Below are 16,785 nucleotides of genomic sequence, written 5' to 3'. Positions count from 1 at the left end.
TCCGTGTCGCCGAGCCCCGTTGCTCCGATCGGATCGCCTCCACTCAGTCCACCTCCGCGTGCTCATTGCGCGCTCGACACAGGAGACAGCGCTGCTATCCCACGCTCTTCCCCTGTCCCTCACCGCTGCGGGTTCGACCGTCGCGGCGGGGAGCAGTGACGCCGCGACGTTCCAGGGTCCCTCGATCAACGAGTTCTTCCCCGACCCGATCTTCTTCGCGGGGACCCCGATCGAGATCGACCGGCTCGTCATCATCCGGTTCATCGCGGTCGCTGTGCTGCTCGTGTTCGCCTTCGCCGGGACCCGGGCGCTCAAGCTCGTCCCGAACCGTGGGCAGGCGATGATCGAGTACGGCTTCGACGTCGTGCGGCGCAACGCGTTCGACAACCTGGGCGAGCGCGAGGGTCGGCGTTACCTGCCGCTGCTCGCCTCGATCTTCTTCGGCGTGCTGTTCATGAACCTCAGCGGACTCATCCCGGGTCTCAACCTGCAGGGCACCAGCCGCATCGCGATGCCGGCATTGCTCGCGGTGATCGCCTACATCGCGTTCATCTACGCCGGACTCCGGAAGCACGCCGGGACGTTCCTCCGGAACGCGCTGTTCCCGCCCGGTGTGCCCTGGTACCTGTACATCATCGTGACGCCGATCGAGTTCGTCTCGACGTTCGTGCTCCGGCCGATCACGCTCACGCTGCGACTCCTCATGAACATGGTCGTCGGGCACCTGCTGCTCGTCCTGTTCTTCTCGGCGACCTGGTTCTTCTTCACGGAGTCGCACGGCCTGTTCAAGGTCTTCGGGATCGGGACGCTCGCGTTCGGGATCGCGTTCAGCTTCTTCGAGATCCTGGTGGCGCTCCTCCAGGCCTACGTCTTCATGCTCCTCACCGCTGTGTACATCCAGCTCGCGCTGGCTGACGAGCACTAACGAACCTCACTCCGGTCCCGGCGTCCGCCGGGACCGACCCCCAGGAAGGAAAACACGTGGACGCAACGACCGTTCTCGCGGCAATCAACGGCAACATCGCGACGGTTGGCTACGGCCTCGCGGCGATCGGCCCGGCCATCGGCGTCGGCATCGTGGTGGGCAAGACGATCGAGTCGGTCGCCCGCCAGCCCGAGCTCCAGGGCCGCCTGACGACCCTGATGTACATCGGTATCGCCTTCACCGAGGCGCTCGCCTTCATCGGCATCGCCACGTACTACATCTTCGCGTAAGGCTCCCGATGCAGAACGCACTGATCACCGCGGCCGGGGAGACGCACAACCCGCTCCTCCCCGAGACGTATGACATCCTCTGGTCGCTCGTCGCGTTCATCATCATCTTCATCGTGTTCTGGCGTGTCGTCACGCCGCGCATCACGAAGATGCTCGACGAGCGCACGGAGGCCATCGAGGGCGGCATCAAGAAGGCCGAGGCAGCCCAGCAGCAGGCCGTCGCCGCGCTCGACGAGTACAACAAGCAGCTCGCCGACGCCCGTGCCGAGGCCGCGCGCATCCGTGAGCAGGCCCGTGCCGACGCGACCGCGATCGGCAACGAGGTCCGCGAGCAGGCCGCGGCCGACGCCGCTCGTATCACCGCGAACGCGCAGGCCCAGATCGAGGCCGAGCGCGCGAGCGCCGTGCAGTCGCTGCGCTCCGAGGTCGGGTCGCTCGCGATCGACCTCGCGTCCGGTGTCATCGGCGAGTCCCTCAAGGACGACGCGAAGGCCGCCGCGGTGGTCGATCGGTTCCTCGCCGACCTCGAGGCGTCGTCCGCGCGGTCCGAGGCCGGAACGGAGCACTGAGGATGCGCAGCGCCACCAGGACCGCACTCGAGGCCGTCCGCGAGACCCTCGCGGAGCTCGGAGACGCCGCGGACCTGTCCGCCGGTGTCGAGATCCTCTCGGCGGGCCGGACCATCGCCGGCGCTCCCCAGCTCCTCGGTGTGTTCGGCGACGCCACGGCGGACGCCGACGGCAAGCGTGCGCTCGTCCAGCGGGTGTTCGCCTCGCGCTCGGACGCGGTCCGCGCGGTGCTCTCGGCGGTCGTCGCGGAGCGGTGGTCGTCGCACCGGGACCTCCTCGCGGGCATCGAGGACGCGGGCATCCGCGCTCTCGCGCGCAGTGCCGGACCCGAGACGTCGATCGAGCGCGAGCTCTTCACGTTCGAGACCGCCGTCCGTTCCGATGCCGACCTCGAGCTCGCACTCGGCACGAAGCTCGGGAGCCCCGAGCAGAAGGCGGCACTGGTGGAGCGACTGCTCGACGGCAAGGCCTCGGCGCAGACCATCGCGATCCTGTCGGCCCTCGTGCAGCAGCCGCGCGGTCGCCGGATCGGTGAGATCGTGCGGGCCGCGTCCGAGATCGTCGCAGCGGAGGCGGACCAGGTCGTCGCCGTGGTGATCAGCGCCGCACCGCTCGAGCACGAGCAGCGGGATCGCCTCGGCCGGACGCTCGCCAACCGGTACGGGCGCACGATCAACTTGAACGAGGTCGTGGACCCCACCGTCGTCGGCGGCATCCGGGTCCAGGTCGGCGGCGACGTCATCGACGGCACCGTCAACACGCGGCTCCAGCAGTTGCGCCTCGAGTTCGCCGGTTGAGCACGAGGTCGGGGGCAGGACGTACCCTCGACACCACACGGTCAGCAGCAACGCGTCCGAGATGAACCAGGGTGGGGCCGTCGAGGTCCGACTCGAACGGGCACACACACCTCGGGGCCATCGGTCTCGAAAACCAACAAGGAATATCCCCATGGCAGACATCACCATCAGCCCCGATGAGATCCGTGATGCCCTGAAGGACTTCGTCTCGAACTACGAGCCGACGAAGGCCTCCACGGCCGAGGTCGGTCACGTGATCGACGCAGCCGACGGCATCGCCCACGTCGAGGGCCTCCCCGGCGTCATGGCCAACGAGCTGATCCGCTTCGCGGACGGCACGCTCGGCCTCGCGCAGAACCTCGACGAGGACGAGATCGGCGTCATCGTGCTCGGCGAGTTCGCCGGCGTCGAAGAGGGCCAGGAAGTCACCCGCACCGGCGAGGTGCTCTCCGTCCCCGTCGGCGACGGGTACCTCGGGCGCGTCGTGGACCCGCTCGGCACCCCGCTCGACGGCCTCGGCGAGATCGCGTCGGAGGGCCGCCGCGCCCTCGAGCTCCAGGCTCCGGGCGTCATGGCCCGCAAGTCGGTGCACGAGCCGATGCAGACCGGCATCAAGGCCATCGACGCCATGATCCCGATCGGCCGCGGTCAGCGTCAGCTCATCATCGGCGACCGCCAGACCGGCAAGACGGCCATCGCGATCGACACGATCATCAACCAGAAGGCCAACTGGGAGTCCGGCGACGTCGACAAGCAGGTGCGCTGCATCTACGTCGCGATCGGCCAGAAGGGTTCGACGATCGCCTCCGTCAAGGGTGCGCTCGAGGACGCCGGCGCGATGGAGTACACCACCATCGTCGCCGCCCCCGCCTCCGACCCCGCGGGCTTCAAGTACCTCGCCCCGTACACCGGCTCGGCCATCGGTCAGCACTGGATGTACGGCGGCAAGCACGTCCTCATCATCTTCGACGACCTGTCGAAGCAGGCCGAGGCCTACCGCGCGGTGTCCCTCCTCCTCCGTCGTCCGCCGGGGCGCGAGGCCTACCCGGGTGACGTCTTCTACCTGCACTCCCGGCTCCTCGAGCGTTGCGCGAAGCTGTCCGACGAGCTCGGTGCCGGTTCGATGACGGGTCTGCCGATCATCGAGACCCGTGCCAACGACGTCTCGGCCTACATCCCGACGAACGTGATCTCGATCACGGACGGGCAGATCTTCCTGCAGTCGGACCTGTTCAACGCGAACCAGCGTCCGGCGGTCGACGTGGGCATCTCGGTGTCGCGCGTCGGGGGCGACGCCCAGGTCAAGTCGATCAAGAAGGTCTCCGGGACGCTCAAGCTCGAACTCGCCCAGTACCGGGCGCTCGAGGCCTTCGCGATGTTCGCTTCGGACCTCGACCAGGCCTCGCGTCGTCAGCTCGACCGCGGAGCCCGGCTCACCGAGCTCCTCAAGCAGCCGCAGTACTCGCCGTACCCCGTCGAGGACCAGGTCGTCTCGATCTGGGCCGGCACCAACGGCAAGCTCGACGAGGTCCCGGTGTCGGACGTCCTCCGGTTCGAGGCCGAGTTGCTCGACCACCTGAAGCGCAACACGTCGATCCTCGACACGCTGCGCGAGACGAACGTCCTCGACGACGACACGATCTCGGCGCTCGGTGCGGCGATCGACGACTTCAAGAAGGGGTTCCAGACGAGCGAGGGCAAGACGCTCGCCTCGGTCGGGAACGAGCAGTTCGCCGCTGCGGACGCCGACGACGTCGATCAGGAGCAGATCGTCCGCGGACGCCGCTGACCTCCGGGTCCGCGCGTCCTGACGAACTCCACCTCCCGAACAAGAACGGACAGCAATGGGAGCACAACTCCGGGTCTACCGGCAGCGCATCCGCTCGGCGCAGACGACCAAGAAGGTCACGCGCGCCATGGAGCTGATCTCCGCGTCGCGGATCCAGAAGGCGCAGGCCCGCATGGCCGCGTCCGGCCCGTACTCGCGGGCCGTGACGCGTGCCGTGTCCGCCGTGGCCACCTTCTCGAACGTCGAGCACGTGCTGACGACCGAACCGGCCAGCTCGACGCGTGCCGCGATCGTCGTGTTCACGTCGGACCGTGGGCTGAACGGCGCGTTCAGCTCGAACGTGCTGAAGCAGACCGAGGAGCTCGCGTCGCTCCTGCGCAGCGAGGGCAAGGACGTCGTCTACTACCTCGTGGGCCGGAAGTCGGTCGGGTACTTCTCGTTCCGCCAGCGTGACTCGGAGCGGCAGTGGATCGGCGGGACGGACCAGCCGTCCTTCTCGACGGCCAAGGAGATCGGTGACGCGGTCGTCGGCAAGTTCCTGCAGGAGACGTCCGAGGGCGGTGTGGACGAGATCCACATCGTGTTCAACCGGTTCGTGAGCCTCGTGACCCAGGAGCCGCAGGTCGTGCGACTGCTGCCGCTCGAGGTGGTCGAGGGAGTCGACGCTCCGGCGGACGACGCTCCGCTCCCGCTGTACGAGTTCGAGCCGGACGCGGACGCCGTCCTCGACGCCCTGTTGCCCGTCTACATCGAAAGCCGCATCTTCAACGCGATGCTGCAGTCCGCCGCCTCGGAGCACGCTGCTCGCCAGCGCGCGATGAAGTCCGCCAGTGACAACGCGGACTCGCTGATCCGCGACTTCACGCGGCTCGCGAACAACGCGCGTCAGGCCGAGATCACGCAGCAGATCTCCGAGATCGTCGGCGGTGCCGACGCGCTCTCCGGCACCAAGAAGTAACCCCACCAGGGTCAGAAACCACCCCCAGGAAGGCACCAGCCATGACCGACACCGCCACCATCGCGGTCGAGTCGTCGTCGGCACCCGGCGTCGGCCGGATCGCCCGCGTCACGGGCCCCGTCGTCGACATCGAGTTCCCGCACGACGCGATCCCCGACATCTACAACGCGCTCCACACGACGATCACGCTCGGCGAGAACCAGCAGGAGATCACGCTCGAGGTCGCCCAGCACCTCGGCGACGACCTGGTGCGCGCGATCGCCCTCAAGCCGACGGACGGCCTCGTCCGCGGCCAGGAGGTCCGCGACACCGGTGCGCCGATCTCGGTGCCGGTCGGTGACGTCACCAAGGGCAAGGTGTTCGACGTCACGGGGAACATCCTCAACGCCCAGCCCGGTGAGCACATCGAGATCACCGAGCGCTGGCCCATCCACCGCAAGGCCCCGGCGTTCGACCAGCTCGAGTCGAAGACCACGATGTTCGAGACGGGCATCAAGGTCATCGACCTCCTCACCCCGTACGTGCAGGGTGGCAAGATCGGCCTGTTCGGTGGTGCGGGTGTCGGCAAGACCGTCCTCATCCAGGAGATGATCCAGCGCGTCGCCCAGGACCACGGCGGTGTGTCGGTGTTCGCGGGCGTCGGTGAGCGCACCCGTGAGGGCAACGACCTCATCGGCGAGATGGACGAGGCCGGGGTCTTCGACAAGACCGCCCTGGTGTTCGGCCAGATGGACGAGCCGCCGGGAACGCGCCTCCGCGTGGCGCTGTCGGCCCTGACCATGGCCGAGTACTTCCGCGACGTCCAGCGGCAGGACGTGCTGCTGTTCATCGACAACATCTTCCGCTTCACGCAGGCGGGCTCCGAGGTCTCGACGCTGCTCGGTCGCATGCCGTCCGCGGTGGGCTACCAGCCGAACCTCGCCGACGAGATGGGTGTGCTCCAGGAGCGCATCACCTCGACGCGGGGCCACTCGATCACCTCGCTCCAGGCGATCTACGTGCCGGCCGACGACTACACCGACCCGGCGCCGGCCACGACGTTCGCACACCTCGACGCGACGACGGAGCTCTCGCGTGAGATCGCGTCGCAGGGCCTGTACCCGGCGGTCGACCCGCTCGCGTCGACCTCGCGCATCCTCGACCCGCGCTACCTGGGCCAGGACCACTACGAGACCGCGACCCGCGTCAAGCAGATCCTCCAGAAGAACAAGGAGCTGCAGGAGATCATCGCGATCCTCGGTGTGGACGAGCTCTCCGAAGAGGACAAGATCACCGTCGAGCGTGCTCGTCGGATCCAGCAGTTCCTCTCGCAGAACACCTACATGGCGAAGAAGTTCACGGGCGTCGAGGGCTCCACCGTCCCGCTCAAGGACACGATCGAGTCGTTCCGCGCCATCGCGGACGGCGAGTTCGACCACGTCGCCGTGCAGGCGTTCTTCAACGTCGGTGCGATCTCCGACGTCGAGGAGAAGTGGGCGCAGATCCAGAAGGAGAACCGCTGATCATGGCCGGTCTCACCGTGAGCGTCGTATCGGCCGACCAAGAGGTCTGGACGGGCGACGCCACCATGGTCGTGGCCCGGACGACCGAGGGGCAGATCGGTGTCCTCGCGGGGCACGAGCCCATGCTCGCCATCCTCGCGCAGGGGCAGGTGCGGATCTCGCGCGCCGACGGGAGCACCGTCCACGCGGACGCCGAAGACGGCTTCCTGTCGGTCGAACACGACACCGTCACGATCGTGGCGCGCCAGGCCGCCCTCGCGTCCACCGGAGGACGGGCCTGAGCGGACTGACGATCCTCCTCCCGCCGTCGGAGACCAAGCGGGAGGGCGGTGACGACACGCGCCCCTTCGACCTCGGTGCGCTGTCGTTCCCGGAACTGACCAGTGAGCGGGTCGCGGTGATCGCCGCGGCCCGCTCCGTCAGTTCTGACGACGAGTCGGCGCGGTACGCGCTGCGACTCGGTCCGCGATCCGTGGGGGAGCGTCTCCGCAACCTCTCCCTGGAGGGTGCGCCGACCCTCCCGGCCGTGGAGCGGTACACGGGTGTCCTGTACGACCCACTCGACGCGTCCTCCGCGCCGCCGGCGGTCCGCGAGTGGTGGCACCGACACGTGATCGTGCAGTCCGCGATGTTCGGTCCCATCGCGGCTGGTGATCCGATCCCGGCCTACCGCCTGTCCCACGACGCGCGGCTGGGGAACCTCCGCCTGGGGAGCGTGTGGCCGGGGTCGACCGTGCGGGCGCTCGGATCGCGGGGAGTCGACGGCGTCGTGCTCGACCTCCGTTCCGAGGGGTACCGTGCGCTCGGGCCGGTGTCCGGATCGGTCCGGCTCCGCGTCGTGTCGGAGGGGACGGACGGCCGTCGCCGCGCGCTGAACCACTGGAACAAGACCGCGAAGGGCCGGCTCGTCTCCGCACTCGGTCGGGCTCAGATCGAGCCGGGGTCCATGTCGGAGCTCGCCGACTGGGCTCGGACGGTCGGGATCGGGCTCGATCGGACGTCCGACGGATGGGACCTCGTGGCGGAGACCCTCGAACCCGCGACAGTGTGACGAGTGCCGCCCCTCGCGGGCAGGGGAGCACGGTCGACTACGGTGGAACGACCGATCCGGGGAGGTGGACATGGGCGAGGACGACGACACCATCCTCGGACGTCCGGTGACCCGGCCGTCCCCGCCGCATCCTCACGTGCGGCACGCCCGTGACGACGGCGGTCCTGCGCGGCCCACGGCAGGGTCGACCACGACCGGGTCGCCGCATCCGGGCACCGACGGCGTCGAGTCCGGGCGCGTCCCGGCGATCCGGGTCGGCGAACAGGTCGTCCGGCTCGACCGGCCGGTGGTCATCGGTCGTCGTCCCGCACCACCGCGGGTGCCGCTCACCGCACGGCCGCTGCTCGTCACCGTGCCCTCCCGGCACGGTGAGGTCTCGGGCTCGCACATCGCCGTCCGCGCTGAGGGAACCGCCGTCGTCGTGGAGGACCTCGCGTCCACGAACGGCACGGTCGTGCGTGCCCCCGGTGCCCGTCCGTTCCGCATGCCCTCCGGTGCCGCGATCGTCGTGCTCACCGGTACGGTGGTGGACATCGGGGACGGCAACACCGTCGAGATCCTGTCCCGTCACCTCCGCATCCCGGAAGCGACCCGCGGCGGTCTGGCCGGTGACCCCCTCGACCTCCCACCGATCCCACGACACCACGACTGAGAGCGACCCACCCGTGACGGAACTCGGCCGACCGACGTCGGCGCACTCCCTGGCCCTGCCCGGTGCGGACGGCGGTGCCCTCACGCTCTCGTGGGGGGCCGCGACCGACGTCGGTCGGCGTCGCGACCACAACGAGGACAGCTACCTCGTCGAGTCGCCGTTCTTCGTCGTGGCGGACGGCATGGGCGGCCACCTCGCGGGGGACCGGGCGAGCGACGCGGTGGTCCGTCGTCTCGGGGCGCTCCGCGACGTCTTCGCCTCGGAGGACGCGATCCAGGCCGCGCTCGTGCGCGCGACGTCGGACATCGAGCGCGCGGCCGGGGGCAACGCGATCGGTGCCGGCACCACCGTGACGGGCGTCGCGATCATCGCGGCAGGGGGCGTCCCCGCGGCGCTCGTGTTCAATGTCGGGGACTCGCGGACCTACCGTGTCGAGAACGGCGCGATGCGACGGGTGACCGTCGACCACTCTGTGGTCCAGGAGATGGTGGATGCCGGGCTGCTCCGCGCCGAGGACGCCGAGTCCCACCCGGACAGCAACGTCATCACGCGCGCGGTCGGGTTCGGCGAGACGCCGGAGCCCGACTTCTGGACGCTGCCGCTGCACGCGGGTGACCGCTACATCATCTGCTCCGACGGTCTCACGAAGGAGATCGGCGACGTGGGGATCTCCCGGATCGCGGCGAAGGTGGACGACCCGCAGCAGCTCGCCGAGCGCCTGGTGGGTGACGCGATCGTCGCCGGTGGCCGCGACAACGTGACGGTCGTGGTCCTGCAGGTCGACGCCGCGCCGCACGCCGACGACGTCGAGGACACCCTGCCCCGCCACCGGTCCGCCTGAGGTCCGTCACCACCCCCGAACTGGGGTGCCGACGCCGTGCAGTTGTCCACAGACCGACCGACGACGCCGGGACCGCTCCGTAGAATCGAGGGGTTGCGGGCCGGATCGCGGTCGCGCTCGGAGCACGTGGTCGTAAGGAGAGGTCATGGCCCGCCGCCTGCCGTCCACGCCACCCGTGCTCCCCGGCTTCACGTACGTGCACGTCCTGGGATCGGGCGGGTTCGCCGACGTGTTCCTGTACGAGCAGAACATGCCGCGTCGCCAGGTCGCGGTCAAGGTCCTCCTCGACGAGGTCGTCGACGACCGGGTGCGGCAGTCGTTCCAGTCCGAGGCGAACCTCATGGCGCGGCTCAGCACCCACCCGTCGATCCTGACGGTGCTCCAGGCCAGCGTGGCGGCCGACGGTCGGCCGTACCTCGTGATGGAGCTCTGCTCGGCGTCGTTGAGCGAGCGCTACCGTCGGGACCCGGTCCCGGTGTCCGAGGTCCTCGCGATCGGTGTCCGCGTCGGGTCCGCCCTCGAGACCGCGCACCGCGAGGGCGTCCTGCACCGCGACGTCAAGCCCTCCAACATCCTCCGCACCGCGTACGGCAGCCCGGTGTTGTCGGACTTCGGTATCGCCGCTTCCATCGGCGAGGCCGACCCGGACGAACCGATCGGGATGTCGATCCCGTGGTCCGCGCCCGAGGTGCTCATGGACGAGTCCCGCGGTTCGGTGCAGTCCGAGGTCTACTCGCTCGCCGCGACGGTGTACTCGTTGCTCGCCGGCCGGAGCCCCTTCGAGGTACCTGGTGGCGCGAATGGTGCGGACGACCTCATGGGCCGCATCGACAAGGGCACGCCGAAGCCGACCGGGCGGCCCGACGTCCCCCCGTCGCTCGAGCGGCTCCTCGCGGCGGCGATGTCCCGACGCCCGGAACAGCGGCCCGCGACGGCGATCGAGTTCGTCCGCGGACTCCAACAGGTGGAGGCAGAACTCGGTCTCCCGCAGACCCCGGCCGAGGTCGAGGTCGAGAACTGGGCGATGGCGTCGGTCGGTGACGCCACGGACCGCACCATGCTCCGCAACGTCGCCGCGCCGGTCGCCGGTGGCCGTCGGCGCCGTGCGCGGCAGTCCCCGCGCGGCGGGCTCACGACCACGGCGTCCCGGAGCGTCGGCACGGTGCACCGCAGCGCGTCGACGGCCCGGGTCGGCCGGCGGTCGCGGTCGACCCTGCTGTGGGCCGCCCTGGCCGCCGTCGTGGTCGCCGTGGTCGCCGTGTCGGCGACGCTGGTGCTGACCCGGACCGGCTCGGGATCGATCCCGACCGTGTCGGACATCCGGGCGACGACCGTCGGCACGACCGTCACGTTCCGCTGGGGTGACCCGGGCACACGCGCCGGTGACACGTACGTCATCAGTTCGAACGGCGGCACGAGCCAGCAGACCGGGCGGAGCTTCGTCGTCTCGGGCAAGCGGGGCGACGAGGAATGCGTCGCCGTCGCGGTCAACCGGGACGGCAAGAACGGCGACCAGAGCGCCCAGAAGTGCGTCACCATCGGGGACGACTAGGTGCTGCGCGTCGTACTGCGACGGCACCGCTCGGTGCTCATCACCACGATCGTCGCGTTCGTGGTGATGGTCGTCGTCGCCACCACCGCGATCGTTTCGAGCGGCTACCACACGCAGCGGGTGGACCTCGGCGACGGGACCGTGTGGGTCCCGAGCGGACAGTACGGAGCGGTCGGCCGCGCGAACACCGGCGTGCTCCAGCTCAACACGGCGGTCGCGGCCGCCTCGGACACCCTCGCGGTGGTGCAGCGAGGCCACCGGGTGTGGAGTGTCGACGAGACGAAGGGCACGCTCACGCGGGTGGACGTCGCCGACGCCACCCTCGGGGATCCGGTCACGTTGCCCTCGGGGTCCCCGCAGGTGTTCCTGGCCGGCGGCACGGGGGTGATCGGCAACGGTGACACCGGGCAGTTGTGGGCGACCCCTGCCGGCGCGATCGGTGCGTTCGACACCGCCACGAAGGCCGACCTCACCCTCGGTGCCGACGCCGTGTTCGATGCCGATGACTCGGACGTGGCCGTCTACTCGCCCCGCACCGGCACCGCGTCGCTCGTCGCGGTGGGGACGTCCCTGAGCGTCCGACGGACGTTCGACGTCGCGATGTCCCGGAAGCACGACCTCCAGACCGCGGTGGTCGGCGACCACCTGGCCGTGTTGGACCGCACGAGTTCCGTGCTCGCGATCGACGGCCGGCGCGTCGCCCTCGGCGACCGGGTGAGCGGTCGGGCGACCCTCCAACGGTCCTCGTCGTCCGGAACCGCGGTGACCGTGGCGAGTGCTGCCGGGCTCCTGCGGGTCTCACCCTCGGGCGGGGTGACGGCGGTGCGCCTCGGCGTCTCCGGCACGCCCGCGCGCCCCTACGTCGACGGCTCGTGCACGTTCGGCGCGTGGAGCGGGGGCCAGGCCGTGGACACGTGCGACGGTCGAGCCGTGCAACGACTCGACGCGGTGCCGTCGGGGGCGTCACTCACCGTGCAGCACAACGGCGACACGGTCGTGGCCAACGACCCGGAGTCCGGGCGCACCTGGGCGATCGACCGGAGTGGGCAGCTCATCGACAACTGGGGCGACCTGATCCAGAAGCAGGACGACCGGCAGCAACGACAGGCCTCGTCCGACGACGCGACGGCGGACACCGAGCAGAAGCCGCCTGTCGCAACCGACGACGTCCTCGGTGCGCGGCCGGGCCGGACGACGGTCCTGCCGGTGCTCCTCAACGACTACGACCCCAACGGGGACCCGATCGTCATCGAGGACCTCGGCAGCATCGATCGTACGACGGGGACGCTCGCCCGCATCGACGAGCGGCAACAGCTCCAGATCACCCTCTCGCCGCGAGCGACGGGCACGGTCCGCTTCCGCTACGAGATCAGCGACGGCAACGGCGGCACCGCCTCGGCGACCGTGAGCGTCACCGTGAAGACCCCCGCGCAGAACGGCGCTCCCGTGCAGGTCCGCGACACCCACGCCGTCGTCGTCCGTGCCGGCACGGTCTCGACGAACGTGCTGTCGGACTGGGTCGACCCCGACGGCGACCCCGTCTACCTGGCCTCTGCCTCCGCGGCGGATGGCGACACCGTGACCACGACGCCCGACGGGGTCGTGGACGTGACCGACCACTCCGGTCGCACCGGCGAGCGCACCGTGCAGCTGGTCGTGAGCGACGGGCGCCTGCAGGGACGGGGGACCCTCACGGTCGACGTGGACGCACAGGGCAAGGCGCCCCTGTCCGCGGATTCGTTCGCGGTGCAGGCGTACGCGGGTGAACCCCTGACGGTGCACCCGCTCGACCACGTGCGCGGCGGCAACGGCACGGTGACCCTGACCAGCGTCCCGGCGGTGGCCAGGACCACGCTGACGCCGAGCTACGACGCGGGCACCTTCGTCGTGTCGAGCGCCGTACCGGGCGACCACCTGCTCGCCTACACCGTGACCGACGGCACCAAGACCGCCACCGGAGTCGTCCGCGTCACCGTCGAGGCGGCGCCGGACGCCTCGACCGCGCCCATCACGACGCCGAAGACGGTCTTCGTGGACACGCTCTCCACGAAGGACACGGACGTCACGGCCACCGACATCGACCCGGCAGGGGGCGTCCTGCTCGTCACGGGACTCAGCGGGGTCGACGGCGGCAGCGGCGTGCAGGCCACCGTGCTCGACCAGCACACCGTCCGGGTGACGCTGATCGCTCCGCTCTCCGGGCCCGTGACCTTCACCTACACCGAGACCAACGGGCTCGCGTCGAGCACCGGCACGGTGACCGTCATCGAGGTCCCCGAACCGGACCACGTCCAACCACCCGTCGCCCAGCCCGACAGCGCGACCGTCCGCGTCGGCGACGTGGCGACGATCGACGTGCTCGCGAACGACACGCAGCCGGACGGAGAGCCGTTGACGCTCGAGCCGGACCTGGTGCAGAACCTGCCGGCCGGTGCCGGTCTGCTGTTCGTGTCGGGAGACACCCTCCGGTACCTCGCCCCCGACACCCCTGGCAACTACACGGCGGTGTACCGCGTGGACGGACCGGACGGCCAACACGCGGACGCCGTCGTCTCGATCGCCGTGCGCGAGCGGGACGCCGCCACGAACGCCGCACCGGTCCCGGACACGATCACGGCGCGGGCGGTGGCGGGGCAGACGGTGCGGGTGACCGTGCCGCTGTCGGGGATCGACCCGGACGGCGACTCCGTCCAGCTCGTCGGAGTCGCGTCGAACCCGGACAAGGGCTCCGTCAGCGACGTCACCGCGTCCACGCTCGACTACGCGGCGGGGGACTACTCCGCAGGGACGGACCAGTTCACCTACACGGTGGTCGACGCCCTGGGCGCCCGTGCGACCGGGACCATCCGCGTCGGCATCGCGCCGCGGGCGGACCAGGCGTCGAACCCGGTCGCCCAGGCGGACCACGTCACCATCCGGCCGGGCGGCAGCGTGACCGTCCGGGTCCTCGAGAACGACTCCGATCCGGACGGCGGTGACCTGCGGGTCACGCGAGCCGAGCCGAACGGTCCCGGTCTCGAGGCCCGTGTGTTGCGGCACCAGGAGGTCAAGGTCACGCCCCCGCCGGCGGCCCGACGCGGCGACTTCGCGGTCCTCTACACCGTCGCGAACGACGACGGCGGTGCGAGCACGGCCTTCCTCACCGTCACCGTCGACCGGGACGCCGCACCGCTCCGGCCGGAGGTCTCGGACTCCACCCTCGACCTCGTCGACATCCTGCATCGCAAGGCGGTCTCCGTCGACGTCCTCGCGAACACGTTCTTCGCCGAGGGCTCGACCGCGGACCTCCGCGTCGGGCTCGTCCGCGGCTACGCGGACGGCGCGCGGGTCACGCGGTCGGGCCGGATCGTGGTCCCGGTGACGGCCCGGTCCCGGATCATCCCGTTCTCCGTCGCGCGTCGCGACCACCCTGACGTCGTCTCGTACGCGTTCGTGCACGTGCCCGGACTCGACGACGCGCTGCCGCAGATCGACCGCACCGCCCCGGCGATCACGGTGCGGAGCGAGTCGACGGTCCAGATCCCGCTGTCGAAGTACGTGGTGACGGCCAACGGCGCCGTCGCGCACGTGACCGACCCGAGCACCGTCAAGGCGACCCATGCGAACGGGGCCGACCTCGTCGTCGACCCGACCACCCTGTCGTTCACCTCCGCCAAGCTCTACTACGGGAACGCCTCGATCTCGTTCGAGGTCACCGACGGTTCCGACGCGAACGGAGGCAAGGGCCGCGTGGCGACGCTCGTCCTGCCGATCAAGGTGACCCCGCGCACCAACCAGCCGCCGTCGTTCACCGGGAGCACGATCGAGCTGCAGCCGGGTGACCGCCGGACGGTGGACCTCACGAGGCTGACGGACTACCCCTACCCGAAGGACCTCGGCGAGCTGCGCTACGACGTCGTGAGCCGCCCCGCCAGCGGCGTCACGGCGACGATCAGCGGGCAGCGGATGACGCTCGCGGTCGACGACGACGCGACCAAGGGCTCGACGGCGTCCGTCGGCGTCGGCGTCGCCGACCGGAGTGCGGCGGGTCGCAGCGGCACGATCGCGGTGGAGGTCGTGGCGTCGACCCGTCCGCTCGTGCAGCCGGCCGCGGACCGCGCCGTCGTCAAGCGTGGACAGACCGCCGACGTCGACGTCCTGGCGAACGACGCCGCGACCAACCCGTTCCCCGGTCGGCCCCTGCGGGTGGTCGCGATCCGCGGACTGTCCGGCGGCGTCCCCGCGGGCGTGTCGATCACCCCGAGCGCCGACCGTGCGCGCCTGACGGTCCGGGTGGCCGCGTCCGCTCGCCCCGTCGACACCCACCTGCAGTACGAGGTCGCGGACGCGACGAACGACCGCGACCGGTACGTCTGGGGCGACGTCACCGTGTCGGTCCAGGACGTCCCGGAGCAGCCCTCCGTGCCCACCAGGACGGGGACGTACCAGGGTGGGTCGTTGTCGCTCACCTGGAACGCACCGGCGGCCAACAACGCCGCCATCTCGGACTACCGCGTGACCAGCCGGACCTCGGGTGGCCGCACCGCGACGCACGACTGCGGTGCGAGCACCGTCTGCACGCTCACCGACCTCGATCCGCAGGAGCGGTACACGTTCACCGTCACCGCGGTGAACGCGGCCGGCAGCTCGAAGCCGTCCGGGGCGAGCGCCGTGATGAGCGACGACTTCATCCCGGCGGCCCCGGCCTCGGTGACGGTCACGCCGGCCAAGGAGACGCCACGTCGGCTCGTCGTGCAGTGGGCGGCCGTCCCACGACCGGGCACGGGGTCCACGGTCTCGAACTACGTCGTCACCCTCGAGGGGCCGTCCGGCACGCAGGCGCAGACGGTCGGCGCGGCGACCACGTCCACCTCGTTCGACGGCCTGCAGCCGGGCGGCCAGTACACCGCCACCGTGTCGGCGCGGAACGCGGCCCTCGTCCTCTCGACCGCGGACTGGAACGAGCGGACGTCCGCCGCCGCGACGGCCGTCGGTCAGCCGGCAACCCCGTCGCTCTCGGCCACGGGCAGCCCCGACGGCCAAGGACGGACCACGGTGCGGCTGTCCTCCGCGGAGGCCGACTGGGCCGGAGGCACGGCCACGCGCCTGACGATCGCCCGGTTCGATCCGGGCGCCGCGATCCCGTCCGGTTGCCCGCCGACGGGAGCCGGTGCGACGTTCGGAGCGACCGACACCGACACGATCAGCGGCGACGGCGACTACCAGTACGTCGCGTACGCCGACAACGGTCGTTTCTGCAGCGCCAGCGCCCCGACGAGCGTCACGAGCTACGCGCCGCCGGCGACGCCGACGGGCAGCGTCGACGTCGAGCAGGTGGACCCGACCTCGCCGAACTGGCAGATCCGGATCAGCGGGGTGTCCTCGGCCAGGGGTCGCGTGGACCACTACGCCTACACCGTGAACGGTGGCTCGGCGGTGCCGCTGACCGGGGACACGTGGTCGACCGGCACCGGGTACGGTGACCAGGCGGCCATCCAATTGGTGGCCTGCGCGACGGCGTCGGACGACTACTGCAGCACGAGCGACCCCGTGTCCGTCCAGCCCTTCACCACGCGTGCGACCATCGCGAGCGCTGTGCAGGGCCAGGCGCCCGTCGTGAACGCCCCGGACAACGACGGTCGGCTCGCGCCCACCGGCTACGACGTCAGCTACTGCATCGGTGGCGCCTCGGGGTTGTGCACCGACACGGACCCGGTGACGGGCGAAGCGTTCACCACCACGGACCCGGTGCCCGTGGGGTACGACACGATCCGCGTGCAGGCGACGGTGAACGGACAGCAGGACCCGACGGGCGCGTCGGCGCCGATCACCACGCCGGCCGTTCCACAATCGACCGACGGCTGAACGGCGCGTGACCGA

The 16,785-nt window shown here is 70.5% G+C and carries 13 protein-coding genes; all 13 read left to right on the top strand.

Annotation, left to right across the window (positions count from 1 at the left end; all coding sequences use genetic code 11):
• The first annotated feature begins 64 nt into the window (after positions 1-64).
• The 13 genes from atpB to DEI88_RS09140 all read left to right on the top strand — a co-directional run bounded on the left by atpB (position 65) and on the right by DEI88_RS09140 (position 16,770).
• Complete coding sequence (atpB, locus tag DEI88_RS09200) at positions 65-925, top strand: F0F1 ATP synthase subunit A (protein WP_111071581.1); 861 nt, start codon at positions 65-67, stop codon at positions 923-925.
• Positions 926-981: 56 nt separating this feature from the next.
• Positions 982-1,215, top strand: coding sequence for an ATP synthase F0 subunit C (atpE, locus tag DEI88_RS09195; protein WP_092096151.1), 234 nt, complete (start codon positions 982-984; stop codon positions 1,213-1,215).
• Between the two features lie 8 nt (positions 1,216-1,223).
• Positions 1,224-1,784 carry a F0F1 ATP synthase subunit B gene (locus DEI88_RS09190; RefSeq protein ID WP_111009195.1) on the top strand — a complete coding sequence of 187 codons (561 nt, stop codon included), beginning with the start codon at positions 1,224-1,226 and terminating at the stop codon, positions 1,782-1,784.
• A 2-nt stretch (positions 1,785-1,786) separates the two neighbouring features.
• Complete coding sequence (locus DEI88_RS09185) at positions 1,787-2,581, top strand: F0F1 ATP synthase subunit delta (protein ID WP_111013229.1); 795 nt, start codon at positions 1,787-1,789, stop codon at positions 2,579-2,581.
• Between the two features lie 151 nt (positions 2,582-2,732).
• Positions 2,733-4,370: a F0F1 ATP synthase subunit alpha gene (gene atpA / locus DEI88_RS09180; protein WP_111071504.1), complete on the top strand. Its 1,638-nt coding sequence runs from the start codon at positions 2,733-2,735 to the stop codon at positions 4,368-4,370.
• A 55-nt stretch (positions 4,371-4,425) separates the two neighbouring features.
• On the top strand, positions 4,426-5,328 hold the full coding sequence (locus DEI88_RS09175) for a F0F1 ATP synthase subunit gamma (protein WP_111013230.1): 903 nt from the start codon (positions 4,426-4,428) through the stop codon (positions 5,326-5,328).
• 41 nt (positions 5,329-5,369) lie between these two features.
• On the top strand, positions 5,370-6,830 hold the full coding sequence (atpD, locus tag DEI88_RS09170) for a F0F1 ATP synthase subunit beta (protein ID WP_111009191.1): 1,461 nt from the start codon (positions 5,370-5,372) through the stop codon (positions 6,828-6,830).
• A 2-nt stretch (positions 6,831-6,832) separates the two neighbouring features.
• A complete protein-coding gene (locus DEI88_RS09165; RefSeq protein WP_111009190.1) occupies positions 6,833-7,111 on the top strand; it encodes a F0F1 ATP synthase subunit epsilon in 279 nt (92 codons plus the stop codon).
• Positions 7,108-7,881 (top strand): YaaA family protein, encoded by a 774-nt coding sequence (locus DEI88_RS09160; RefSeq protein ID WP_111071582.1) that lies wholly within the window; start codon positions 7,108-7,110, stop codon positions 7,879-7,881. The genes DEI88_RS09165 and DEI88_RS09160 overlap by 4 nt, the downstream gene beginning before the upstream one ends.
• 70 nt (positions 7,882-7,951) lie before the next feature.
• Positions 7,952-8,533: an FHA domain-containing protein gene (locus tag DEI88_RS09155; protein WP_146246027.1), complete on the top strand. Its 582-nt coding sequence runs from the start codon at positions 7,952-7,954 to the stop codon at positions 8,531-8,533.
• A 13-nt stretch (positions 8,534-8,546) separates the two neighbouring features.
• Positions 8,547-9,374, top strand: coding sequence for a PP2C family protein-serine/threonine phosphatase (locus DEI88_RS09150; protein ID WP_111009188.1), 828 nt, complete (start codon positions 8,547-8,549; stop codon positions 9,372-9,374).
• Between the two features lie 145 nt (positions 9,375-9,519).
• The gene (locus DEI88_RS09145; protein WP_111013231.1) at positions 9,520-10,926 is read left to right on the top strand and encodes a serine/threonine-protein kinase; all 1,407 of its coding nucleotides are present in this window, start codon (positions 9,520-9,522) and stop codon (positions 10,924-10,926) included.
• Positions 10,927-16,770, top strand: a complete 5,844-nt coding sequence (locus DEI88_RS09140) for an Ig-like domain-containing protein (RefSeq protein ID WP_111071506.1) — start codon at positions 10,927-10,929, stop codon at positions 16,768-16,770.
• Positions 16,771-16,785 lie beyond the last annotated feature (15 nt).

The organism is Curtobacterium sp. MCBD17_003 (assembly GCF_003234885.2).
GTDB lineage: Bacteria > Actinomycetota > Actinomycetes > Actinomycetales > Microbacteriaceae > Curtobacterium.
Note: the sequence above shows the minus strand (reverse complement) of the source record. Positions and strands in the feature narration are given on the sequence as shown.

What these genes read in the sequence shown, in the direction of transcription:
- DEI88_RS09145 (WP_111013231.1), top strand. Translation starts at nt 9,520, where the DNA reads ATGGCCCGCCGCCTGCCGTCCACGCCACCCGTGCTCCCCGGCTTCACG.
- DEI88_RS09175 (WP_111013230.1), top strand. Translation starts at nt 4,426, where the DNA reads ATGGGAGCACAACTCCGGGTCTACCGGCAGCGCATCCGCTCGGCGCAG.
- DEI88_RS09185 (WP_111013229.1), top strand. Translation starts at nt 1,787, where the DNA reads ATGCGCAGCGCCACCAGGACCGCACTCGAGGCCGTCCGCGAGACCCTC.
- atpA (WP_111071504.1), top strand. Translation starts at nt 2,733, where the DNA reads ATGGCAGACATCACCATCAGCCCCGATGAGATCCGTGATGCCCTGAAG.
- DEI88_RS09155 (WP_146246027.1), top strand. Translation starts at nt 7,952, where the DNA reads ATGGGCGAGGACGACGACACCATCCTCGGACGTCCGGTGACCCGGCCG.
- DEI88_RS09165 (WP_111009190.1), top strand. Translation starts at nt 6,833, where the DNA reads ATGGCCGGTCTCACCGTGAGCGTCGTATCGGCCGACCAAGAGGTCTGG.
- DEI88_RS09190 (WP_111009195.1), top strand. Translation starts at nt 1,224, where the DNA reads ATGCAGAACGCACTGATCACCGCGGCCGGGGAGACGCACAACCCGCTC.
- atpD (WP_111009191.1), top strand. Translation starts at nt 5,370, where the DNA reads ATGACCGACACCGCCACCATCGCGGTCGAGTCGTCGTCGGCACCCGGC.